Genomic DNA, 24,850 nt, shown 5'->3' on the forward strand with positions numbered 1-24,850 from the left:
AAATTAATTAAATATTTGAGCACCTCTAGTCATAGCTACAGCCCCAGTTCTCGAAGTACTTATAAGTCCTAAAGGCTTCAATTTTTTGTTCATAATATCGATCTCTCTTCTAAGGGCAGTAATCTGAATTACTGCTGATGATTTTGTTTCATCTAATATTACGGGATTATATTTTTTACAAGCATTTAAACATTTTTCAATTTTGCTTTTTTTACCAACAACTTTAAATAACGCCATTTCCTTAAATATTACATTTTTATCTTCTCTTTTAAACTCAGCAACCTTATGAACAGGAACTAGTTTTGTTAATTGTAATCTAATTTGCTCTATTACTTGTGGGGTTCCAGTGGTTACAATCGTTATTCTTGAAATGTTTTTAATTGCATCAATTTCAGCTACAGCCAATGACTCAATATTGTATCCTCTTCCTGAAAATAAGCCAACAACTCTTGCTAAAACACCAGCCTCATTATCTACCCAAACAACAAATATATATGTATCTGATTTTTGTTTTTTTGTAGGAACACTATAAGCTGATTTTGATTTAGGCATTTTATTAAACTAAGGCTTTGCCTTTTCCTTTGATTTTGTTTTCTTCTTGATCATTAGGACCTAAGATCATTTGATTATGTGGTTTACCTGATGGGATCATTGGGAAACAATTCTCATTTGGATCAACATGACAATCAAAAATTACTGGACCATCATAATCAATCATTTCCTGAATTTTTTCATCTAGATCTAAAGGATTAACTGCTTTAATACCTTTGCATCCATAAGCTTCTGCCATTTTCATAAAATCTGGCAAAGCCTCTGAATAACTCTCTGAATAATTTTTTTCATGTAAAAGCTCCTGCCACTGTCTTACCATTCCCATATACTGATTATTTAGAATAAAAATCTTTATGGGTAAATTATACTGAATAGCGGTAGACATTTCTTGCATAGTCATCAAAACTGATGCCTCTCCAGCAATATCAACTACTAATTTTTCTGGATGAGCGATTTGAACACCAACAGCAGCTGGCAATCCGTATCCCATTGTGCCTAAACCTCCAGATGTCATCCATCTATTTGGTTTGTTAAACTTATAATGTTGAGCGGCCCACATTTGATGTTGACCAACTTCTGTTGTCACATAAGTGTCTTTATTTTTAGTTAATTCATAAAGTCTTTGAACTGCATACTGTGGTTTAATAGTTTCATCACTATTAATAAAATTAAGGGAGTCTTTTTTTCTCCATTTTTCTATCTGTTCCCACCATTTTGCAATATTTGATTTATTTGATTTACCATTTCCATTTTTACTTTTAACTATTGTTTTATTTATTCTATTTAAAACACTTGAAACATCTCCGACAATAGCAAGATCAACTTTAATAATTTTATTAATTGATGATGGGTCTATATCAATATGAACTTTTTTAGATTTTGGTGAAAACTCATCAATTTTTCCTGTGATACGATCATCAAATCTTGCTCCAATGTTTATTAATAAATCACAATCATGCATAGCATTGTTTGCTTCGTAAGTACCGTGCATTCCAAGCATACCTAAAAATTGATTGTCATCACCGGGAAAAGCTCCAAGGCCTTGTAGAGTAGAAGTTATTGGAAACCCAGTTAAACTAGCTAATTCTCTTAGGGCTTCACTTGCCTTTGGACCAGAGTTGATAACACCTCCACCAGAATATATTACTGGTTTCTTAGCTTTACTAAATAATTTTATTAATTCTTCGATATCGTTTTGAGAAAATTTATTTTGAATTTTACCATTTAATTTTTTTTCTATTTTTGGTTTTTTATATTTTGCTTTTGCAAACTGAATATCTTTTGGAATATCAATTAATACTGGTCCTGGTCTCCCAGTAGTAGCAACTTTAAATGCTTCATGCATAACATTGGATAAATCGTTAATATCTTTAACTAACCAATTATGCTTAGTGCATGGTCGTGTTATTCCAGTGGTATCACATTCTTGAAATGCATCAGTTCCAATCAAATGAGTTGGTACCTGACCTGAAATACAAACTAGAGGAACTGAGTCCATGTATGCATCCGTAAGTGCTGTAACAACGTTTGTTGCACCTGGGCCTGATGTTACAAGAACAACACCTGGTTTACCTGATGATCTTGCATAACCCTCTGCTGCATGGCCAGCACCTTGTTCATGTCTTACTAAAATATGTTTGATTGAAGAGTGATTTTTTAGTTCATCATATATAGGGAGCACTGCTCCACCAGGATAACCAAAAATATGTTCCACCTTTTGATCTTCAAGGCACTTAAAAACAATCTCTGCTCCTGTATATAATTTTGGCATTACGCAATCTAGCTGAAGTTGTACTGATTGGTCAAGTTTTAGAATGAATTATTTAATTTTTTTTAGAAACTTATTTAAGTCTTCTGGCATTAATTTTAACCAACTCTTCATGTTGCCTCTAGCCCAGGTACTTTGTCTTTTAGCGTATTGTCTAGTTTTTATTGATATTTTTTCACTTATGTCACTTAATTTTTTTTTGTTTCTTAAAAATTCTTTTATTTCACCTATGCCAATAGCTTTATTGACGCTCTTATCTTTTTTAACATTAAGTTTAATAAATCTTTTTACTTCAGGTATTGCACCGCTTTTAAGCATTTCATCTGTTCTAGTAGCAATCCTCTTAATTAAATCTTGTCGAGGATAATCAATGTAAATTTTGTAAAATTCTTCATCCATGAAATCAGATTTAGTGCTTTCAAACCATTCATGAAGAGATTTTTTTGTAAATAACTTTACCTCGTAAGCTCTGATTGATCTGTGAGCGTCAGTTGGATTAATATTTTTTTTATAATTTGGGTCTAGCTTCAAAAGCTTCTGATAAAATTTCTTTTGACCTAAATCTTTATGTAATTTCCTTATTTTATTTCTAAATTGAATTGGAATATTTGGTATCTTAACCAAACCATCAGTTAACGATTTGAAATATAATCCTGTTCCACCAACTAAAATGGGTACTTTTTTTCTTTTTTTAATATCTTTTATTTGTTTTATAGAAAGTTTTAACCAATCACCTGTTGAAAAATTTTTTTTCACATCATGAAAGCCATAAAGATGATGTTTTATTTTTTGATAGTTTTTTGGATTTGGTCTTGCGGATAAAACTTTAAGTTGTTTATAAACTTGCATGCTATCCGCATTTATAATTTCACCTTGAATTTTTTTTGCAAGTTTTATAGCAAAATGGGATTTACCTGAAGCTGTTGGTCCTGAAATTAAAATAATCTTGGATTTAAAATCCATTATTATTTCAGTTTAACTCCAAGATATCTTCTTTGATTTTGGTTATTATATGTTGCTAATAAAATTGTATTTTGATTTGAGTTTATAACTTGTTGTACAACTTTCTTCAAATCATCAATTGATCTAATCTTTTTCTTTTGAGCTTCAGTAATGATGTGATTAACTGCTAAGGTAGTATTTTTTAAAGGACTATCATTCTCAATTTTTGTTACTACTAATCCTTTAATTTGATTGGGTAGTTTTCGAGTTTTAATGTCTTCACTAGTTAATAACCTAACTGTTATTTTTAGATTATCTATTTCTGAAGTTTGTTTTTCAACTGGTTCTTTTTTCTTATCACTAACCTTAAAATCATCAGAAGTTTCTAATCTCCCTAACAAGACATTTTTTGTTAATTCTCTTTGGTTTCTCCAAATTTTAACTTTTACATTTTTTCCAACTTTTGTTTTTGCAACAATTGCTGGTAATTCTTTCATTTGATTTATTTTTACACCGTTAAATTCTAAAATTATATCTCCTGCTTTAATTCCTGCTTTTTCAGATGGACTATTTTCTGCAACACTTGCAACTAATGCTCCTCTTGGTTCATTTAATTTTTCAACCTCTGCTATTTCTGCTGTTACATCTTGAATTCTAACTCCAAGCCATCCTCTTTTTGTTTCTCCAAATTCTATTAATTGATCAATTACAATCTTTGCACTGTTTGCTGGTATTGAAAAACCTATTCCAATCGATCCATTTCTACCTAATATTGCTGTGTTAATTCCAATCACATCGCCATTCATGTCAAATAATGGACCACCTGAATTTCCAGAATTAATTGAAGCATCTGTTTGGATGTAATCTTCATATCTTGATAATCCTATTGATCTATTTCTTGCTGAAATAATTCCTGAAGTAACCGTTCCACCTAATCCAAATGGATTTCCAATAGCAATAACCCAATCGCCTATTCTTGCTTTATCTGAGTCCCCAAATGCAACGGGTGTAAATTTATCTTTTGTTTCTAATTGTAGAACTGCAATATCTGATAATGGATCAGCACCCACAACTTTTGCTTTATATTCTTCGTCACCGTTTACTCTAACAATTATATCCTCAGCATCTTGAATTACGTGATTATTTGTTACAACTATTCCCTTTGCATCAATTATAAAGCCTGAACCAAGTGCTGATGATTTTCTCTCTTGAGGAGTTCCAAATTCTTTAAACATATCTTCAAAAGGAGAGCCTGGAGGGAATTGAAATGGAAATGGATTTGTACTCGTTACAACAGTTTGTGTAGTTGAAATATTTACAACTGATGGCATCAATCTTTCAGCAAGATCAGCAAAGGACGCTGGTACCGATTTTGAATTTGATAATGTTGAAACACTAAAAGTAAAAAATATTGTTAAAAGTAAAAATTTAAATTTTTTCATACTAATTTTTAATATAATAAATAATTATAAATCCTATTATTGCAAATACCAGTCCACCAGATCTTAATTGACTATCACTTACAAGTTCCAATTTTTTTAACATACTTTTCATTTTTGATGGAAATATGGCATACAGAATTCCTTCAATAAAAAGAAATAGACCAAATGCTATGATCAATTCCTTCATAAAAGTAAGTTATTCTGATTTAGGTTTTATATTTCCAAAAAACTTAAAAAATTCACTATCAGGAGACAAAATTAAAGATGTCTCTCCACCAATTAAAGCTGTTTCATACGCTTGCATCGCTCTATAAAATGCAAAAAACTCCGCGTCTCTTCCAAAGGCGTCAGCAAATATTTTATTTCTTTCACCATCACCTTCCCCTTTCATAATCTCAGATTTCTTTTGCGCATCTGCTAAAATCACTGTTACTTCTTTATCAGCAGTCGATGTGATAGTTACAGCCATCTCTGCTCCTCTTGCTCTAAATTCTTTAGCTTCTCTCTCCCTTTCAGTCTGCATTCGTCTATAAATTGCATCACTGTTTGCTTGTGGAAGGTCTGCTCTTTTAATTCTTACATCAACAATTTCAATTCCAAAGTTTTTAGCTTCAGTATTTACACCTTCTTGGATCAGAGTCATTTGTTTAGTTCTATCTTTCGATAGAAGCGTTTGTAGCTCTTGTTGACCAAGAACATTTCTAATTCTTGAGTTTATAATTGTTGATAATCTTGATCTTGCAACTCTTTCATTTCCAACCGAAATATAAAATTTTAATGGATCTACAATTTTAAATCTTGCAAATGCATCAACAATTAATCTTTTTTGATCTGATGCAATTACCTCTTCAGGTGGTGTATCTAAATTTAAAATTCTTTTATCTAAATAAACTACGTTTTGAATAAACGGGATTTTAAAATTTAGACCGGGTTCTACTATAATTCTTTTAGGGTCACCAAACTGAAGAACAATTGCTTGGTTAACTTCTTTAATTATAAAAACTGAAAAGAAAACTAAGGCTCCTAAGACAGCAATTATTGGTAATAATATTTTTTGTGCTTTCATTTAATTAGTCGCTTTCTTTTTATTTAATTCTGGTAATGGAAGATATGGTACAACTCCTGATCCAGCATTTTTTTCAATAATTACTTTTTCAATATCAGCTAAAACTTTTTCCATTGTCTCTAGATACATTCTTTCTTGAGTTACTTCTTTTGCTTTTGCATACTCATCATAAATTGAGATAAATCTGCTAGCTTCACCTTCTGCTTTTGCAACCACTTGGTTTTTATAGGCTTCAGCTGCTTGTAAAATTTTTTGTGCTTCCCCTCTAGCTCTTGGGATCACATCATTTGCATATGCTTCAGCTTCGTTTTTTGACCTTTCCATATCCGCTCTTGCAGCTTGTACATCTCTAAATGCATCAATAACCTGATCTGGTGGATCAGCTTTTTGAGTTTGAACTTGTGTAACTTGAATACCACTTTGGTATTCATCTAAAATTGATTGAATAATCTCTTGAGTTTCTAACTCTATTTTTGCTCTTCCTTCAGTTAAAATAGGCTGAATATCACTTTTAGCAATTACTTCCCTCATGGCTGTTTCTGCTGCAGCTTTTACAGTTCCTTCAGGGTCTTGAATTTCAAATAAAAATTTTCCTGCATCTTTAATTACCCAAAATACTGAAAAGTCGATGTTCACAATATTTTCATCACCTGTTAGCATTAGACTTTCTTGTGGCACATCTGCAACTCCACCACCTGTAGAAAAACCACTTTCTCTCTCAGATCTAAAACCAATATCCATTCTATTTACTTTTGTAACTTTTGGAGTTTCAACTGTCTCTACTGGAAACGGAATATGGTAGTTAAGTCCTGGTTGAGTTGTTTTTACAAATTTTCCAAATCTTAAAACTACGCCCTGTTCATCTGGCAGCACTCTATATAATCCGCTTGCAAGCCACACAAAAAGTAAAATAAGCAAGATTAATCCAATTGGTTTTCCACCTGATTTACTTCCTCCAGGTAAAAATTTATTAATTTTATTTTGAATATCTCTGATTATCGCATCTATGTCTGGTGGTTTTGGTCCTCTACCTGAACCATTTCCTCCTCCACCTGGGGGTGATCCCCATGGACTTCCACCTCTTCCTTTAAAATCGTCTGACATGCCAAAGTATATAGTGTCTTTATTGGAAAAAACAAGTAATGATAAAAATATGACTGATAAAAAGCCAGAACTAAGTGACGCAATGAAAAGTAAGCTGCAGCCTAAAAAATTTACTAAAAATCCAATACTAGGGACTAAATTTACAATAGCAATTTCAAGCGCAAAAGGAGGAGTTGGTAAATCTACATTTGCAACGAATCTTGCATTAGCTTTAAAACAAGTTGGTTGTAAAGTTGGATTATTGGATGCTGATATTTACGGACCATCGATTCCAAAAATGTTTGATATAAATGAAAAACCAAAAAGTGATGGTCAAAAACTTGATCCAATTACAAAATATGAAATTCAATGTATGTCAATTGGATTTTTAGCTGATCAGCAAACTCCAATGATATGGCGTGGCCCAATGGTAACAAGTGCTATTAAAACTTTCACTCAAAAAGTGAACTGGAAAGATTTAGATTTTATTATTGTTGATATGCCTCCAGGAACTGGAGATACACAATTAACTTTTTCACAAGAAATTAAAATGGATGGAGCAATAATAGTCTCTACTCCTCAAGAAGTAGCTTTATTAGATGTTAAAAGAGGAATTAAAATGTTTGATAAACTTGGAGTAAAAATTTTAGGTTTAGTCGATAATATGAGTTTTTTTACTGGAGATGATGGTAAAAAATATAAAATTTTTGGTGAGGGTGGAGTAAAAAAAACAGCTGAAGAATTTCAAAAAGAATTTTTAGGTGAAATCCCCATCAACCCTGAAGTCGGAAAAAGTGGAGATAAAGGTAAGCCTATTGTAGAAGCTAATCCTGAACATGAAATTTCAAAAATTTATTTAGATTTTGCTAATAGAATTAAATCAACTTATCTTTAAAATCAAAAGCAATCATTAACTCATTCCACTCTCTTTTAGAAAGTCCTGAACTATCAACATCTACATTTTCGCCTTTAATAAGTTTTTGAATAATTACTTTTCCTTTTGCAGAAACTTCCGTACCACCCACTCTATAATCCATAAATGCATCATAAGTAATTGGAACCCATTTTTTAACTGTATCAAACATTATGTCAGCATATACTCTTATCTCATACTGAGCGTGACTATCAGCTCTAAGTCTTAAAAAATTCATTAAATTTAATAGATCAGTTTTCCAGTACCACTGTGTATAAGTATTTAAAGTTAAATTCATTCTAGCAAGTTCTCTTGCTAAACCTTTTTTATTTTCATCAATTGTTGAACCATCAAATCTTTCATTCAACATTATTTCATAATTATCATATGATCTTTCGGCATCATTCTTTAAAAGCTCTAAAACCTCTTTAGCTTGTTCGCCTTCCAAAACATCTCCTCTACCTTGACGATTACTAGTTGATTGGGCTGCTAAATTATCAGCAGATGGTAGATAAAATTCTTTATCTAAAATTGAATATCTTGCGGAGTATTCATTTACGTTTGCAGTTCTGTGTCTAATCCATTGTCGTGCAATAAATATTGGTAATTTTATATGATATTTAATTTCACACATTTCAAATGGAGTGCTATGCCAATGTCTCATTAAGTATTTAATTAAACCTTTATCAGTAGACACTTGCTTAGTCCCTTTTCCGTAAGAAACTCTTGCAGATTGAACAATTGATGTATCATCACCCATATAATCAATTACTCTTACAAATCCATGGTCTAAAGCTGGAATTGCCTCATAAAGTATATTTTCAAGTTCGGGGGCAGTAACTCTTTTAGTTTGATTGCTCTGAGACTGTTGATTTTTAATTTCTGCTGCTTGTTCTTTTGTTAATTTCATGATTGTTATTGAATCTATTGTAATTCCTTTTATATTAATAATGTTGGTTTTCCAACTACGACGATAAACGAATTTCGTAATAACCATTGCGGACGTGGGGGCAGTACCCACCACCTCCACCACTACAACTTATGGGGGTGAACTAGATTCGACGGATGACTAAAGGCTATTCTTTCGTTCGGGATTGTTCCACCGTGACGGGCTAATTTATAATTGCTAACGAAAGTTACGCACTTGCTGCCTAATTAACTTTGTTAATTAAGTAGACGGGGTCCGGGGCACCTGGCAACAGAACGCCCCTAATCAATTTATTTTTTTAATTCTGCTTGTGCTGCAGCTAATCTTGCAATTGGAACTCTATAAGGCGAACAAGAAACATAATTTAATCCAGCATTAGAGCAAAATTCAATACTTTTTGGATCTCCACCATGTTCACCACAAATTCCTAATTTAAGTTTTTTATTTTGGATTTTTCCTTTTTCAACTGCAATCTCAACTAAATCTGCAACACCTTCATCTATTGATACAAAGGGATCAATTGAAAATATTTTATTTTCAATATAATCATTTAGAAATTTTCCACTATCATCTCTGCTAATACCAAATGTTGTTTGAGTTAAATCATTCGTTCCAAAGCTAAAAAATTCAGCATGTTTAGCAATTTCTTTTGCTTTAATAGCAGCTCTTGGTAATTCAATCATTGTTCCAACCATAAATTTAATTTTTACTTTGTGTTGTTTTTGGACTTCGCTAGCTACTTTAATTACTAAATCTTTCATAATCTTTATTTCTGCTTCTGTAGAAACTAAAGGAATCATTATTTCTGGAAAGGCTGACTTTATTTTTTTTTTTTGTAGTTCTGCTAAAGCTTCAAAAATAGCTCTGCACTGCATTTCATATATTTCTGGAAAAGATATACCAAGTCTACACCCTCTATGACCCAACATAGGATTTTGTTCATGCAGTTCCTCTATTCTAATTTCAATTTCCTTAACAGGTAAATTCACGACATTTGCAACTTCATTAATTTCTTTATTTGTGCGAGGTAAAAATTCATGAAGTGGAGGGTCAAGTAATCTAACAGTTACTGGAAGTCTACTCATAATCTTAAATATTTCTATGAAATCTTTTTTCTGATGAGGTAAAAGTTTATTCAGTGCTATTGATCTATCCTCTATAGTTTTTGATAAAATCATTTCTCTCACAGATAAAATTCTTTCTTCATCAAAAAACATATGCTCTGTTCTACATAGACCAATACCTTCTGCTCCAAAATCTTTAGCTGTTTTTGTATCCTTTGGAGTTTCAGAATTAGTTCTAATATTTAATTTTCTAAAATTATCAGCCCACATCATTAATTTTGAAAAATCTCCTGAAATTTCTGGTTTGACTGTTGCTACTCTTCCCTGAATAATTCTACCTGTTGAGCCATCAATAGTAATAATTTCACCTTCTTTTATTTCCATTGATGAAGTTTTAAAACTTTTATTTTCATAATTGATATCAATTTCACTAGAACCTGAAACACACGGACGCCCCATACCTCTTGCAACTACTGCTGCATGGCTTGTCATTCCTCCTCTTGCAGTTAAAATCCCTTTAGCCGCATGCATTCCTTGTATGTCTTCTGGAGAAGTTTCTACTCTTACTAAAATTGTGTCTTGCATGATTGCTGTTAATCTTTCGGCTTCCTCTGAGGAAAAAACTACTTTGCCGCTTGCTGCTCCAGGTGATGCTGGTAATCCATTAGCAATAACATTTATTGAGTCTTTCTCATCTAATGTTGGATGAAGCAAAGTATCCAATGAATTAGGATCAATTCTTAAAACTGCCTCTTTTTTTGAAATTAATTTTTCTTTTACCATATCGACTGCTATCTTTACTGCTGACTTAGCAGTTCTTTTTCCTGATCTTGTTTGAAGCATCCACAATTTTTTATTCTCGACTGTAAATTCAACGTCTTGCATATCTTTATAATGCTTCTCTAACTTTTTTAAAATTTTATGAAGTTGTTTATATACAGTCGGCATTACTTCCTCCATCGAGAGAGCTTTTACTTTTGCTTTAATTCGTTCCTTTTTGGTTATGTATTGAGGGGTTCTTGTGCCAGCTACGACATCTTCTCCTTGTGCATTGATTAAATATTCTCCATAGATTTCATTTAAACCATTTGAGGGATTTCTAGTGAAAACAACTCCTGTTGCACAGTCTTCTCCCATGTTTCCAAAAACCATTGATTGAACATTAACTGCGGTTCCCCACTCAGCTGGAATTTGATTTAATTTTCTGTAAACTTTTGCTCTGTTACTTTCCCATGACAAAAATACTGCACTAATTGCACCCAGTAATTGTTCATAAACATTTTGTGGAAAATCTTTTTTAGCTTTGTCTTTGACAGTTCTTTTAAAGTCTTTAATTAATCCATCCCAATCACTCTCATCAAGGTCAGTATCTAAAAGCACACCTTTAGTAAGTTTATAATTTTCAATTAGTTCCTCAAAATGATAACCTTCAACTCCCATCACTACATTGCCATACATTTGAATGAATCTTCTATAACTATCTTTAGCAAACCTACCATTTGAAGTTTTTAAAGCTAACGCATTTACAGTTTTGTCATTTAAGCCAAGGTTTAAAATTGTATCCATCATCCCAGGCATTGATACTCTGGCACCGGATCTCACAGATAAAAGTAATGGATTTTTTAAATCTCCAAATTTTTTTCCAACTTCTTTTTCAATTATTTGTAACTCTCTTTTTATCTGATTGATTAGATTTTGACTTAATCTTTTTTTATCTTTATAAAAAATTTCACAAACTTTTGTCGAAATTGTAAATCCAGGAGGCACTGGAAGGCCCATTTTGCCCATTTCAGAGAGGTTTGCTCCTTTGCCACCTAAAAAGTTTTTTGGATTTTTAATTTTTTTACTATCTTTAGATTTAAAATTTAAAATAAGTTTTTTCATTAGTGAGTATCGATTAGAGAAAAATTAACATAATTATCAAATGTTTTACATAACATTTGAATTAGTTCCAGTCTGTTTTTTTTTATAGTCGTATCCTCTTCATTTACTATGACATTGTCAAAAAAATCGAACACTACTTTTTTGGAGTCAGCTAAATAGGTTAAAGATTTCTCAAAATTCTCATCTTTATTGATACTATTAAAATACTTACTTAATTCATTTATTTTTTTGAATAAGTTTTTTTCAAAATCTGTTTTAAAAATACCAGGATCAGTTGAATTTGATAGCTCAATTTTTTGATTTTTAATTTCACTTTCGATAATATTCGAAGCTCTCTTATAGCTTGAAATTAAATCTATTCCATTTGGTTTTCTAATAATTTTATTTAGGCACTTAGCCTTTCCAAAAATAACGACTATATGATCTAAATTAAAAGAATTTACTGACGCTTGAATTATATCATGACGAATTTTTTCTTCTTTCATGAAAAACTTTAACCTTTCCATTAAAAATTCTGATAAATCTTTTTGTAAAAATTTATTTTGAAATTCAAAGCCTTGATCGACATATAAACTTGATGAATAACTTATTAAATCTCGAATTTTAAAATCTTTTTTATTTTGGGCAATTATTCTAATAATACCAAGTGCTAATCTTCTTAAAGCATAAGGATCTTTAGAACTAGTTGGCTTTTGATTTATCCCAAAAAAACCTACTAGCGTGTCTATTTTATCAGCTAATGATAATGCAATACTATATGGTTTTTTTGGTATTTTTGAGTCTGAACCTATTGGCAAGTATTGTTCGCTTATTGCAAGTGATACATCTTTTTCAAACCCTTGAGCCTCAGCAAAATAGCCTCCCATGATACCTTGAAGTTCAGGAAATTCACCTACAAGCTCAGAGACTAAATCAACTTTACAAACTGAAGCTGATAATTCTACTTTTTCTTTACTTATCAATAATTCATCTGATAGCATTCCTCCAAGTTTTCTCATACGTTGTACTTTATCAAAATATGTACCTAGTCCCTTAAAGTAATTCATTGATTTTAATTTTGAAACTTTTTTAACTAAATTATGAGATTTATCTTTAAACCAAAAAAACTCAGCATCACTTAATCTTGCTTCAACAACTCTTTCATTACCTAATTTAATAAATCCTTTTTTATCTTGTTTGTTTGTTACAACCAAAAATTCATTTGTAATATTTCCTTTGTTATCAAAAGTTGGGAAGTATTTTTGATGATTTTGCATGGTTATTATTAAAATTTCTTTTGGAATATTTAGAAATTTTCTATCAAATTCACAAAGTAATACATTAGGTTGATCTGTTAAATCTACTACCTCATCAAGTAGTCTAGTGTTTTTTTCAATTTTAATATTTTTTTTAGTTAAAATTTCGTTAAATTTTTTTTCAATCAAATTTTTTCTTAACTCTTGATTTATAATAATATTAAGTTTTTTAAAAAAGTTATTGTAATCTTTAAAGTTAGTAAAAATTTTTTTGTTTTCCTCAAATTCTTTGTCAATAAAAGTTGTGTTTGAAGAGCTTAAATGATGAAAATCAAAAATTAGTTTTTTTTTATCAAAAACAGCGAGTATTGACTTTAATGGTCTACCCCATTTTAAATTATAATTGCCCCATTTCATTGATTTTTTCCATTGAATCTTTTCTAATGTTTTGGGTATAAATTCCTCTAATAATTCATATGTATTAAGTCTTTTTAATTTGGTTTTAAAAAAATAGAACTCTTTGTTATCTATTGTTTTTTTATAAAGATCGTTTTTAGAAATATTGTTTGATCTTATAAATCCTTCTAACGCTATTTCGGGAGCATTTATATTAGGCCCTTTTATTTCTTCAGATTTTAAAACTACCTGTTTTTGCAGGCCCTCAAACAAAATTATCAATCTATTAGGTGTAGAAAAAGATGAGCCTTTTTTGAAAGAAATTAATCTATCATTGAAGAATTTATTAAAATTACCTAACAAATCTTCTCGTAGATTTTTTTGAAGAGATGAAGGTATTTCTTCACTAAATAACTCTAAGAAAAATTCTGACATTTAGCTTTGACTATCTAACCAAATTCCTGCAGCAGCTTTTGTGATATCTCGAATTCTTCCAATATATCCAGCTCTTTGAGCAACACTTATAGCACCTCTGGCATCTAAAATATTAAATACATGGCTTGCCTTCAAGCACTGATCGTATGCAGGTAATGAAATATTTTTTTCAACAAGAGATTTTGCTTCCATCTCGTGCATATCAAATATTTTAAATAAATTTTCAATATTTGCATGCTCAAAATTATATGCTGAAAATTCTTTTTCTGCTTGATGAAAAACTTCTTGATACTTTACTCCCTCATCATTCCATAATAAATCGTAAACATTTTTTTTTTGTTGAGTGAACATGCAAATTCTCTCTAATCCATAAGTAATTTCAACTGAAACAGGTTTACATTCAAAGCCAGCCATCTGTTGAAAATAGGTAAATTGTGTTATTTCCATTCCATCACACCAAACTTCCCACCCTAAACCAGCCGCACCTAAAGTTGGGCTTTCCCAATCATCTTCAACAAATCTAACATCGTGTTCGTTATGATCGATACCGATAACTGACAAGCTATTAAGGTATAATTTTTTAATATTTTCTGGTGACGGTTTAATTAAAACTTGAAATTGATAGTAATGTTGTAATCTATTAGGATTATTTCCATACCTTCCATCTGTTGGCCTTCTTGAGGGTTGAACATAAGCTGCTTTCCATGGTTTCGAACCAAGAGATCTAAGCGTTGTCGCTGGATGAAATGTACCTGCACCTACTTCCATGTCATAAGGTTGCAAGACAATACATCCTTTTTTACTCCAAAATTTTTGAAGATTTAAAATCGATTCTTGAAATGTTTGAATTTTTTGTTTTGGTTTTTTTATTTTAGAAACCATATCTTTGCCAAATCGACCTTTCATCCAAAATGTTTGCTAATTGATCTACTTGATTATTTGATGAAGAAAGTTTTTGACTTAACCAACCTTTTGTTTTTTCAAATTTTTTAATTATTACATCGTCTCCAAATTTTTCTTTTAAAACTTCATGCGCGTTACCAATTCCATCTATCAATCCTAAATCTTTTGCCTTGCTACCTGACCAAAATTCTCCTGAAAAAAGTTCAACTCCAGATTTATCTAGCTTCAGACCTCTGCTTTTTTCTACAACGTCAATAAAATCTTTGTGTAAATCTATTTGGATTTTTTTTAATCTTTCAATATCTTCATTTTTTTCTTCAAGAAATGGATCCAAAGTACTTTTATTTTTTCCTGCAGTATGGACTCTTCTTTCAACACCTATTTTTTTTATCAATTCAGTAAAGCCAAATGAAGAATAAATTACTCCTATTGATCCAATTATTGAGCTTGAATTTGCATAAATTTCATCTCCAGCACAGGAAATTAAATAACCTCCAGAGGCAGCTACATCCTCAGCAAACACTATAACCTTTTTTTTATTTTTTTTTGCTTCTTGTCTAATAAAACTATAAATCAAATGTGACTGTACAGGTGACCCTCCAGGTGAATTGATTGTAATAGCTACAGTGTGAGCTTTTTTAAGCGAAAAAGCCTTTTTTATAACTTCTTCTTGACCAGCAAAGTCAATCCCTTGTTTGAATTTTCCAGCATTCCCAATAACTCCATTCAATTTTAGGTGGGCTACTATCTTTTTCTTTTTAAAAAAAGAGAACATTTTTATTCCTTATAGAATTATTAATTGATTATAAAGCTACTTATAATTGAAGAAAAAGGTGCGTCAATTGATAAGTAATATATAAAACCTAATTATATTAACTTAATAAATTTATGGGAACAGTAATACAGCTTAAAAATCAAATAAATGATTCTTATTTTCAGCTTAAAGAATCTGTAGAAGATAAACTTGTATTAACTGAGGAAAAAATAAAATTAAAACTAAATAGTGATGTGGAGTTAGTCCAAAAAATGACTAATTATCATATCAAAACTGGTGGCAAAAGATTAAGAGCTTTATTAACACTCGGTTCAGCAAAATTATGTGGATATTCAAAAGGATCTAGAGATGTAAATTTAGCAGCCTGTGTTGAGTTGATACATGGCGCAACCTTGATGCATGATGATGTGATTGATGAGGGGATTATTAGAAGAGGCAAAGAAACTTTGAATGAAATTTGGGGTAATCATTCTTCAGTTTTAATTGGTGATTATTTATTAAGTAGATGTTTTGAAATGATGGTAGAAGATGGAAATTTAGAGGTCTTAAAATTATTATCCTCTACATCGTCTAAAATTGCTCAAGGAGAAGTTTTACAACTTCAGCATAAAGGGGAAGTTGATATGCTTGAAGAAACATATCTAAAAATAATATCAGCAAAAACAGCTGAGTTATTTGCAGCATCAACAAAAGTTGGTGCAATATTGTCAGATGTAGATAACAAAGAAAAAGATGCTTTAGAATTTTATGGAAGAAATCTTGGACTTACTTTTCAAATTGCTGATGATACACTTGATTATAATTCAGAACTTAAAATGTTCGGAAAAACAGTTGGTCAAGATTTTTTTGAGGGAAAAATTACTTTACCAATAATTTTACTTTTTCAAAAATTGGATTTAATTGAAAAAGAAAATTTAAAGAAAATTTTTATTAAAGAAATAAGGGATAAAGATGATTTTGAAAAAACAATTTCTTTAATCAAAAAGTATAAAATTATTGAAGAATGTTATCAAAAAGCTCAGCATTATATTAATCTCGCATCAAATGCTTTAACAGTATTTGAAGAATCAAAAGAAAAAAATATTTTTAAAAATCTAACATCTTTTAGTTTGGCTAGAAATTTCTAAGGACTTAAAAGTGATTGTGACCAAATTCCATTACTATCTTTTGAATACTTAAGTCTTTCATGTATTCTGCTTTCGCCATCAAGCCAAAATTCAATTGTTAAAGGTGATAAATTCCAACCAGACCAGTGTGAAGGTCTTGGGACATTATTTTGGTCTTCAAATTTTTTTTTATAGTCCTTTATTGAATTTATTAATTCATCTCTACTACTTAAAACTTTACTTTGTTTGGAAGCCCAAGCTCCTATTCTACTTTCATAGCCCCTTGTATTATAATATTGATCAGCAACTTTATCAGATACAGATGATACCGATCCGCTAATTCTTACCTGTCTTAAAAGACTTTTCCAATGAAAGCACATGGATGCATTGGGGTTTTCTTTTAACTCAATACCTTTTTGACTATTTAAATTTGTATAAAATACAAATCCATATTCATTAAAATCTTTTAGCAAAACCATTCTCACTGAAGGCAAATTTTTCTTATCGGATGTTGCTAACGCAACTGCATTTGGATCATTAGGCTCTGTTTTTTTAGCTTCATCCATCCATACTTTAAATAACTGCATTGGATCATTCAGATCTAAAAAACAACTATTAAGCCCAAGTGAGTTTTTTTGATTCATAATTTAAACAAAATAATCTATATAATATAAATAATGTCATTTAATACATTTGGAAAGCAATTTCGTTTTACTACATGGGGAGAGTCTCATGGCCCAGCAATAGGTTGTATCGTAGATGGGTGTCCGCCTAATATCTACTTAAAAGAGCAAGATATTCAAAAAGAATTAGATAAAAGAAAACCAGGACAATCTAAATTTACAACACAAAGAAAAGAAGACGATAAAGTTCAAATATTATCTGGTGTCTTTGAGGGAAAAACTACTGGAACACCCATATCTATGATTATTTATAATAAAGATATGAGATCAAAAGATTATGGAAATATTAAAGATAAATTTAGACCAGGTCACGCTGACCTTACTTATTTCAAAAAATATGGGATTAGAGACTACAGAGGAGGAGGACGGTCTTCTGCTAGAGAAACTGCTTCACGGGTTGCAGCTGGTGCAATTGCAAAATTAGTTTTACAGAAAAAATTTGGAAAAAAATTTGAAGTAATTGGCGCTGTCACTCAATTAGGAATATTAGGTTGTGATACTAATGAGTGGAACGATAAAATAATTAATAAAAATCCTTTTTTCTGTCCTGACAAATCAATGATAAAAATTTGGGAAAAATATTTACTAGGTGTAAGAAAATCTGGATCTTCATGTGGGGCAATAATAGAAATAAGAGCAAGAGGTGTGCCTGCTGGACTTGGTGCTCCAATTTACTCAAAATTAGACTCTGACATTGCTTCAGGTTTAATGAGTATAAATGCTGTTAAAGGAGTAAACATTGGCTCTGGAATGAATTCAGCACAATTAAGCGGAGAACAAAATTCAGATGAAATTTCTCAAACAGGTAAAAAATTAAAATTCAATAGTAATAATGCTGGTGGAATTTTAGGTGGTATATCTAGTGGTCAAGAAATTATTGCGTCCTTTGCTGTAAAACCAACTTCATCAATTTTAACAAGCAGAAAAACAATTAATAAATTTGGAAAAAATACTACTATTTCTGTTAGAGGAAGACATGACCCATGTGTTGGAATAAGGGCAGTTCCAGTTGGAGAAGCAATGATGAATTGTGTTTTATTAGATCACTATCTGATGCACAAAGCACAATGTGGCTAGTGCTAATTTTTTACAACCTTTATTGAATCTTTTGTAAATAAGATATCCAATATTTTTTTTGAGATTTGTGATGAGCTCAAGCCTGCTAATTCATACATATTTTTTGGAGTATCTTGGTCAATAAAACTATCTGGTAATGTCATTGATCGAAACTTTAATCCTTTGTCAAAAACACCTGTTTCAGCTAAAAGATTCTTAACATGAGAACCAAAACCACCTATCGATCCTTCTTCAATAGTAATCATAACTTCATGTTCTCGAGCACACTTTAAAATAAGTTCTCGATCCAATGGCTTTGCAAATCTGGCATCAATAATTGTTGTTGACACACCTTTGCTCTTTAATTCCTCAGCTGCAAATTTACATTCTTCCAGTCTTGTTCCCAAACTTAAAATGCAAGCTTGCTTACCCTGTTGAATAATTCTTCCTTTACCTATCTCAATTTTTTCGTCAATTGAAGGTAATTCAAGTCCAACACCATTTCCTCTTGGATATCTAATAGCACAAGGTTTGTCATTTATATCTACTGATGTATTAATCATTTTTACTAATTCAGCTTCATCACTTGCAGCCATTACGATAAAGTTTGGTAGTGTTGATAAATAAGTGATATCAAATGAGCCTGCATGTGTAGATCCATCTGCACCAACCAATCCTGCTCTATCTATTGCAAATCTTACTGGCAGACTTTGAATTGCCACATCATGAACGACTTGATCATAAGCTCTTTGTAAAAAAGTAGAGTAAATTGCCGCATAAGGCTTATACCCTTCAGTAGCTAAACCTGCTGAAAAAGTTACAGCATGCTGTTCTGCAATTCCAACATCAAACATTCTTTTTGGAAATTCTTTTCCAAAAATATCCATTCCTGTGCCACCAGGCATCGCAGCTGTTATTCCAACAATTTTACTGTCTTTTTGAGCATGTTTCACTAATGTGTTAGCGAATACTTTTGTATAAGCTGGAAGATTGCTAATACTTTTAATCTGTTCTCCCGTTTCAACATTAAATTTTGAAACACCATGATAGTTGTCTGTGGCCTTTTCCGCATAAGAATAACCTTTACCCTTTTGTGTTTTGACATGTATCATTATTGGGCCTTCGTGTTTTGAGTCTCTTGCGTTTTTTAAAATTGGAATTAAATCATTTAAATCATGACCATCTATAGGACCAGCGTAATAAAAACCTAATGAGCTAAATAAGGTACCACCAGTAACTGCTGATCTTAAAAAATCTTCAGCTTTACCAGCTTTTGCACTAAATCTCTTTGAGAATGCAGATGTAATAAGTTTCAAGGTTTCTCGAAAACTAAAATAAATTTTTCCTGTAAATAATTTTGCTAAATAGGTCCTCATGGCACCCACTGGTTTAGCAATAGACATGTCGTTATCATTTAATATGACAATCATTTTAGTTTTAGATGCTCCCGCATTATTCATAGCCTCATACGCCATACCCGCACTTATTGCACCATCCCCAATTACAGCTATTACATTTGAGGTTTTATTTGCTAATTTATTTGCTTCTGCAATTCCTAATGCAGAAGATATAGAAGTTGAGCTATGTGCTGCACCAAATGGATCATACTCACTTTCTGATCTTTTTGTAAAACCTGATAATCCATTACCTTGTCTTAATGTTCTAATTTTTTTTTTTCTACCTGTTATAATTTTATGCGGATAAGATTGATGGCCAACATCCCATATTAATTTATCATTTGGAGTATCAAAAACATAATGAAGAGCAACTGTCAGCTCAACAACACCTAAACCAGCACCAAGGTGTCCTCCAGTTTCAGAAACTGCACTGATCATTTCTTTTCTAACTTCATCGGAAACTTTTTGTAAATCTTTTTCTGAAATTTTTTTTAAATCAGATGGAAAATTAATATTATCTAAAAATTTATAATTTTGTGTCATCTATCTCTTTTTAAAATATATTCTAATGTATCCTTTATATTTTTTGATTTTGAACCATATTTTTTTAAAGTTTTATTAGTATCAATTATTATTCTATCACAGTATTTAACTGCATTAGTATATCCCATTAAACTTATAAGTGTCGCTTTTCCTTTTTTTTGATCTTTTCCGGTTTGTTTTCCAGCACTTTTGGAATTGCCATGAAAATCTATCAAATCATCAGCTATTTGAAACAAAAGACCAATTTTAGAGCCTAAATCTTCAAAGAATTTGATTTCTTGATTATCTTTTTTTTTGATTATTGCTGGGGCAACACAACAGAAACTAAATAATTTTCCAGTTTTTTTAATCTCCATCTCAATAATTTTTTTTTTAGATACTTTTCTTTTTTCATAACTAAGATCCAAATACTGACCTCCAGCTACTCCTAAATGACCAGAACACTCTGATAATTTTTTTATTAATTCAATTTTAATTTTATCACCAATCTTTAACTTGGAGCTTGTTAAAATTTCACATGCCATTGTTTGTAAAGAATTTCCAGCTAATATTGCAGTAGACTCTCCAAATTTAATATGAGTTGATGGCTTTCCTCTTCTAATTTTATCGTCATCCATACATGGTAAATCATCATGAATAAGTGTATATGCATGAATACACTCAACCGCTGCTCCAATTGCTATTAACGTTTTGTAATCAATGGACATCATTGAGCCAATATCGATTAAAATTTTGGATCTAATTTTTTTTCCCCCAGGAAATAAACCATACTTCATGGCTAGAATTAATTTAGAATTTTTCTGTTTATTGATAAAATCTTTTAGAAAAATATTTGTGTCTTTTGCAATCTTATTAAGTTTATTTATCATTTTTTTTGATTATTGCTTGAATTTTTTTTTTTGTTTCTTCACTTATTGATTTAAAATTTTTATTAAATTCTTTTTCAATGATTTTATTTAATTTTAACAATTGTTGATAGCTTTCTATAGAATTGTTAAGATCTTTTTCATTTTCTAAAGACTCTATTATTTGATTGGCTTCATCTGTTAGCTCTTCAAGTGAGCTTGAAATATTATCATGTGGTAAATTTTTATCTTTCATATAATAATTATTAATACATGAAAACTATTCAATCAAATATCAAAAAAGCAAAAAAATATTTAGATAATAATGATTGCATAGCTGTACCAACCGAAACAGTATATGGATTAGCAGGAAATGCATATTCAAATATAGCTGTAAAAAAAATATTTAAGCTTAAAAAAAGACCATCTAACAACCCCTTAATTGTTCATTATTACAATATTAATAAACTTAAAAACGATTGTAATATTAACGAAAATTTTAAAAAACTTTATAAGAGATTTTCCCCTGGACCAATAACCTATGTACTTAGTCTAAAAAAAAATTGCAAAATTTCTAAATTTGTAACTAACAAACAAAAAAGTCTTGCTGTTCGATTTCCTAAACATCCTCTATTTAAAAAATTACTTAAAAATTTAGATTATCCATTGGCTGCTCCAAGCGCAAATATATCTACAAAATTAAGTTCGGTTCAAGCTTCTGATGTTAAAGAGGAATTTGGATCAAAAGTTAGATATATATTAAATGGAGGTAAATGTAATATAGGTGTTGAGTCAACTATCATTAATCTTACAAATAAACCAACACTGTTAAGGTATGGAGGTCTTGAAATCTCTAGAATAGAAAAAATTTTAAAGAAAAAAATTTCAATTAATATTAATTCCAAAAAAAAAATTGCACCTGGTCAATTTCCTTTACATTATTCTCCTGGAGTACCATTAAGAGTAAATGTTAAAAAATCTAAGTCAAATGAAGCTTTTGTTTTAATTAAAAAAAGAAATATTAATTCTAAAAATTATTATTATTTAAGTAAAAAGAATAATCTCAATGAAGCAGCAAAAAATTTATATTCCATATTGAGAAAAATTAAAAAAGATGGTTATAAGATGATTGCAGTAGAAAAAATTCCAAATATTGGTATTGGTAAAACAATAAATGATAGATTAAATAGAGCTTCTAATTACTAAATGAAAAATTCAATTGAAGTAATTAATCTGTCTAAATCATACAAATCTAAACAAGCTGTAAATAGTATAAATTTTAAAATAAACGAAAATGAAATTGTTGGCTTACTAGGTCCAAATGGTAGTGGTAAAACTACTACAATTGGAATGATACTCGGCTTATTAAAACCAACTAGTGGAAAAGTATTAATTAACGGAATAGATATTGAAAAAAATAAAATTTCTCTTCTCCATAAAATGAATTTTATTTCTCCATATATTGAGTTACCAAAAAAACTCAAAGTTAAGCAAAATTTAATTGTTTATGGAAAATTATATGATATCAAAAATTTAAATGAACAAATTGACTATCTATCTGAGAAACTAAGATTAAATCAACTACTAGATAAAATTACAGGAGAACTTTCTTCTGGTCAAAAAAATAGGGTTAGCTTAGCAAAGGCATTAATTAACGATCCCACGATACTTTTACTAGATGAGCCTACGGCATCTTTAGATCCTGAAACTGGAGATTTTATAAGAACATTTTTAGAAAATTATAAAAAAGAAAAAAAAATAGCAGTTTTACTAGCTTCACACAATATGGATGAAGTTAAAAGACTTTGTAGTTCTGTTTTGATGATGAAAGATGGGGATATTGTTGATAGAGGTGCTCCAGATGATTTAATTAAAAAACATGGAAGAAAAAACCTAGAGGAAGTGTTTTTAGAGCTTGTGAGAAATTCAGATGAACTTAACTAGAATTTATGGTCTTTTTTTAAGACACTTTTATTTAATCTCAAGATCGTTTCCTAGAATATTAGATTTAATTTACTGGCCATCTATTCAGATTACTTTGTGGGGTTTTATTTCAAATTTTTTTGCAGAATATAGCACCTACTATAATGGTGCAGTTGGCGTGATACTTTCATGTGCAATTCTTTATGATTTTTTATTCAGGACTAGCATAGGTTTTAATATGTTGTTTTTAGAGGAAATATGGAGCAGAAATTTTACAAATCTTTTTATTGCTCCAATGAGGATTAGTGAAATTATTACGTCGTTAATCATCACAGCATTAATAAGAGCTTTAATAGGTTTGGTTCCTGCAATATTACTAACTTCTCCTATATTTGGAATTTCTTTATTGGATTTAGGTTTGCCATTAGCTTTTCTTTTTTTAAGTTTATATATTTTTGGTATTACACTTGGATTATTTGTGTCAGCAGGTTTGTTAAGATTTGGGCCATCATTTGAAAATATCGCTTGGTCTACTATGTTTTTATTAGCTCCCTTTGGATGTATTTATTATCCTGTTGAAACACTTCCAGAAATTTTTCAATCAATAGCCTATGCACTTCCACTAGTTTATATATTTGAGGAAAGTAGAAATATACTTGTCAATCAAATAGTAAATTATGAGAATATTGTACAAGCACTTTGTTTAAATGCTTTATATCTAATCATGGCAATATCATTGTTTTATTATTCTTTTGATAAAGCAAGAGATAAAGGCACACTAATTAATATTGGAGAATAAATAATTGGCGCGCCTGCTAGGAGTCGAACCCAGAACCTCCTGATCCGAAGTCAGGCGCTCTATCCAGTTGAGCTACAAGCGCATATAGTATTAATATTACATTTTATGGAAAAAAACATTAATTTTATTGTTGAAGAAAGTGAAAACAATCTAAGGGTTGATGTAATAATAAATAAACGTGAACAGTTAATTAGCAGAACTAGAATTAAAAACTTAATCCTAAAAAATAAACTAAAATTAAATAATAAGATTGTTATAAGCCCATCAAAAAAAGTTGTTACTGGTGATAAATTAAGTCTTAATATTCCAGAACCTGAAGAAGCTTCACTAAAGCCTTATAAATTTAAATTAGATATTATTTATGAAGATGAGGATTTATTGGTAATTAATAAACCCGCTGGAATAATTATGCACCCTGGAGCTGGGAATTATGACAAAACAATTGTCAATGCTTTAATGAATTATGATAAAGATTCTCTTTCAAATATTGGTGACGAACTTAGACCTGGCATAGTTCATAGAATAGATAAAAATACATCTGGATTAGTTGTTGTAGCAAAAAATAATGAAACACATGAGAGTTTATCTAAACAATTTAGTGACCATTCTATAACAAGAGTTTATCAACTTCTAATTTGGGGAAAACTAAGACCTTCTTCTGGTAAAATTGATACTTTCATAACTAGAAGCTCAAAAAATAGACAACTGATGGAGGTTAGTCGATCTAAGGGAAAGCGTGCAATAACAAATTATAAAACTATAAAAATCTTTGAAAGTAATAAAACACCAACATTAAGTTTAATAGAGTGTAAATTAGAGACTGGAAGAACTCATCAAATACGTGTCCACATGACTTATATGGGAAATAGCATAGTAGGAGATGATAAATATAAAAAAAAATATAAAAAGTTAAAGAATGTTGATGTTGGATTAGAAAATTTAATTTCTAAATTGAAAAGACAATTCTTACATGCAAAAACATTAGGGTTTGTTCATCCTAAAACAGACAAAGAAATGATTTTTTCCTCAAATTTGCCAAAAGAACTAAATAATTTATTAAAAATGCTTAAAAATACTGACTAATAAATCATTGAAAAATAATTATACTTAAT

At 30.4% G+C, this 24,850-nt stretch carries 23 protein-coding genes, 1 tRNA gene and 1 other RNA gene; 8 read left to right on the forward strand and 17 right to left on the reverse strand.

Translation table 11 applies throughout. The annotated features are described in order from the left end of the window. Positions 1-3: 3 nt before the first annotated feature. From ilvN to hflK, 7 genes are read right to left on the reverse strand one after another with little or no spacing between them, the layout of a single operon-like run. Complete coding sequence (gene ilvN / locus PB7211_RS07305; RefSeq protein ID WP_008545881.1) at positions 4-552, reverse strand: acetolactate synthase small subunit; 549 nt, start codon at positions 550-552, stop codon at positions 4-6. A gap of 4 nt (positions 553-556) precedes the next feature. Further along, on the reverse strand, positions 557-2,323 hold the full coding sequence (locus PB7211_RS07310) for an acetolactate synthase 3 large subunit (RefSeq protein ID WP_008545331.1): 1,767 nt from the start codon (positions 2,321-2,323) through the stop codon (positions 557-559). Positions 2,324-2,371: 48 nt separating this feature from the next. Continuing rightward, complete coding sequence (gene miaA / locus PB7211_RS07315; RefSeq protein ID WP_008545284.1) at positions 2,372-3,283, reverse strand: tRNA (adenosine(37)-N6)-dimethylallyltransferase MiaA; 912 nt, start codon at positions 3,281-3,283, stop codon at positions 2,372-2,374. A gap of 2 nt (positions 3,284-3,285) precedes the next feature. Further along, positions 3,286-4,704, reverse strand: a complete 1,419-nt coding sequence (locus tag PB7211_RS07320; protein WP_008545627.1) for a Do family serine endopeptidase — start codon at positions 4,702-4,704, stop codon at positions 3,286-3,288. A 1-nt stretch (position 4,705) separates the two neighbouring features. Further along, on the reverse strand, positions 4,706-4,891 hold the full coding sequence (locus PB7211_RS07325) for a DUF2065 domain-containing protein (RefSeq protein ID WP_008545508.1): 186 nt from the start codon (positions 4,889-4,891) through the stop codon (positions 4,706-4,708). 9 nt (positions 4,892-4,900) lie between these two features. Continuing rightward, positions 4,901-5,770 (reverse strand): protease modulator HflC, encoded by an 870-nt coding sequence (gene hflC / locus PB7211_RS07330; protein WP_029454250.1) that lies wholly within the window; start codon positions 5,768-5,770, stop codon positions 4,901-4,903. Beyond that, positions 5,771-6,874 (reverse strand): FtsH protease activity modulator HflK, encoded by a 1,104-nt coding sequence (hflK, locus tag PB7211_RS07335; protein ID WP_008544317.1) that lies wholly within the window; start codon positions 6,872-6,874, stop codon positions 5,771-5,773. On the opposite strand from hflK, the gene PB7211_RS07340 reads away from it, so the two are divergent. Next, positions 6,873-7,748, forward strand: a complete 876-nt coding sequence (locus PB7211_RS07340) for an Mrp/NBP35 family ATP-binding protein (RefSeq protein WP_083780120.1) — start codon at positions 6,873-6,875, stop codon at positions 7,746-7,748. The two genes, hflK and PB7211_RS07340, sit on opposite strands and share 2 nt — an antisense overlap. Here PB7211_RS07340 and thyX read toward each other — a convergent pair. Continuing rightward, positions 7,729-8,676: an FAD-dependent thymidylate synthase gene (gene thyX / locus PB7211_RS07345; protein ID WP_008546026.1), complete on the reverse strand. Its 948-nt coding sequence runs from the start codon at positions 8,674-8,676 to the stop codon at positions 7,729-7,731. The two genes, PB7211_RS07340 and thyX, sit on opposite strands and share 20 nt — an antisense overlap. Before the next feature lie 4 nt (positions 8,677-8,680). Between thyX and ssrA the strand changes: the two genes are divergently transcribed. Then, positions 8,681-8,980: a transfer-messenger RNA gene (gene ssrA / locus PB7211_RS07920) on the forward strand. A gap of 4 nt (positions 8,981-8,984) precedes the next feature. On the opposite strand, the gene ppdK is transcribed toward ssrA, so the two are convergent. Genes ppdK through PB7211_RS07365 form a run of 4 tightly spaced genes read right to left on the reverse strand, consistent with a single transcriptional unit; the run spans position 8,985 to position 15,386 of the window. Continuing rightward, positions 8,985-11,642, reverse strand: a complete 2,658-nt coding sequence (gene ppdK / locus PB7211_RS07350) for a pyruvate, phosphate dikinase (protein WP_008544220.1) — start codon at positions 11,640-11,642, stop codon at positions 8,985-8,987. Further along, entirely contained in the window at positions 11,642-13,708 is a 2,067-nt protein-coding gene (gene glyS, locus PB7211_RS07355) for a glycine--tRNA ligase subunit beta (RefSeq protein WP_008544905.1), read from the reverse strand. The genes ppdK and glyS overlap by 1 nt, the downstream gene beginning before the upstream one ends. Beyond that, the gene (locus PB7211_RS07360; RefSeq protein WP_034399273.1) at positions 13,709-14,590 is read right to left on the reverse strand and encodes a glycine--tRNA ligase subunit alpha; all 882 of its coding nucleotides are present in this window, start codon (positions 14,588-14,590) and stop codon (positions 13,709-13,711) included. It abuts the gene before it with no gap. Then, on the reverse strand, positions 14,580-15,386 hold the full coding sequence (locus tag PB7211_RS07365; protein WP_008545854.1) for a S49 family peptidase: 807 nt from the start codon (positions 15,384-15,386) through the stop codon (positions 14,580-14,582). Before PB7211_RS07365 ends, PB7211_RS07360 begins: the two co-directional genes overlap by 11 nt. Before the next feature lie 113 nt (positions 15,387-15,499). On the opposite strand from PB7211_RS07365, the gene PB7211_RS07370 reads away from it, so the two are divergent. Beyond that, entirely contained in the window at positions 15,500-16,513 is a 1,014-nt protein-coding gene (locus tag PB7211_RS07370; RefSeq protein WP_008545914.1) for a polyprenyl synthetase family protein, read from the forward strand. Here the strand turns inward: PB7211_RS07370 and pdxH are convergent. Beyond that, positions 16,510-17,136, reverse strand: coding sequence for a pyridoxamine 5'-phosphate oxidase (gene pdxH, locus PB7211_RS07375; RefSeq protein WP_008544611.1), 627 nt, complete (start codon positions 17,134-17,136; stop codon positions 16,510-16,512). The two genes, PB7211_RS07370 and pdxH, sit on opposite strands and share 4 nt — an antisense overlap. Before the next feature lie 33 nt (positions 17,137-17,169). On the opposite strand from pdxH, the gene aroC reads away from it, so the two are divergent. After that, a complete protein-coding gene (aroC, locus tag PB7211_RS07380) occupies positions 17,170-18,252 on the forward strand; it encodes a chorismate synthase (protein WP_008545364.1) in 1,083 nt (360 codons plus the stop codon). Positions 18,253-18,254: 2 nt separating this feature from the next. Here the strand turns inward: aroC and dxs are convergent, their stop codons facing one another. Genes dxs through PB7211_RS07395 form a run of 3 tightly spaced genes read right to left on the reverse strand, consistent with a single transcriptional unit; the run spans position 18,255 to position 21,272 of the window. Then, positions 18,255-20,171: a 1-deoxy-D-xylulose-5-phosphate synthase gene (gene dxs / locus PB7211_RS07385; RefSeq protein WP_008545693.1), complete on the reverse strand. Its 1,917-nt coding sequence runs from the start codon at positions 20,169-20,171 to the stop codon at positions 18,255-18,257. Further along, on the reverse strand, positions 20,168-21,040 hold the full coding sequence (locus tag PB7211_RS07390) for a polyprenyl synthetase family protein (RefSeq protein ID WP_008544493.1): 873 nt from the start codon (positions 21,038-21,040) through the stop codon (positions 20,168-20,170). Before PB7211_RS07390 ends, dxs begins: the two co-directional genes overlap by 4 nt. After that, a complete protein-coding gene (locus PB7211_RS07395; protein ID WP_008546100.1) occupies positions 21,030-21,272 on the reverse strand; it encodes a hypothetical protein in 243 nt (80 codons plus the stop codon). Before PB7211_RS07395 ends, PB7211_RS07390 begins: the two co-directional genes overlap by 11 nt. 17 nt (positions 21,273-21,289) lie before the next feature. On the opposite strand from PB7211_RS07395, the gene PB7211_RS07400 reads away from it, so the two are divergent. From PB7211_RS07400 to PB7211_RS07410, 3 genes are read left to right on the forward strand one after another with little or no spacing between them, the layout of a single operon-like run. Further along, on the forward strand, positions 21,290-22,222 hold the full coding sequence (locus tag PB7211_RS07400; protein ID WP_008545330.1) for an L-threonylcarbamoyladenylate synthase: 933 nt from the start codon (positions 21,290-21,292) through the stop codon (positions 22,220-22,222). Beyond that, positions 22,223-22,960: an ABC transporter ATP-binding protein gene (locus PB7211_RS07405; RefSeq protein ID WP_034399177.1), complete on the forward strand. Its 738-nt coding sequence runs from the start codon at positions 22,223-22,225 to the stop codon at positions 22,958-22,960. Next, positions 22,947-23,738: an ABC transporter permease gene (locus PB7211_RS07410; RefSeq protein WP_008544314.1), complete on the forward strand. Its 792-nt coding sequence runs from the start codon at positions 22,947-22,949 to the stop codon at positions 23,736-23,738. Before PB7211_RS07405 ends, PB7211_RS07410 begins: the two co-directional genes overlap by 14 nt. A gap of 5 nt (positions 23,739-23,743) precedes the next feature. Here the strand turns inward: PB7211_RS07410 and PB7211_RS07415 are convergent. Continuing rightward, positions 23,744-23,820 (reverse strand) — tRNA-Arg (locus PB7211_RS07415). A 23-nt stretch (positions 23,821-23,843) separates the two neighbouring features. Between PB7211_RS07415 and PB7211_RS07420 the strand changes: the two genes are divergently transcribed. Beyond that, complete coding sequence (locus PB7211_RS07420) at positions 23,844-24,821, forward strand: RluA family pseudouridine synthase (RefSeq protein ID WP_008544573.1); 978 nt, start codon at positions 23,844-23,846, stop codon at positions 24,819-24,821. The last annotated feature ends 29 nt before the right edge of the window (positions 24,822-24,850 follow it).

The sequence above is a fragment of the Candidatus Pelagibacter sp. HTCC7211 genome, from assembly GCF_000155895.1.
Taxonomy (GTDB): Bacteria; Pseudomonadota; Alphaproteobacteria; order Pelagibacterales; family Pelagibacteraceae; genus Pelagibacter.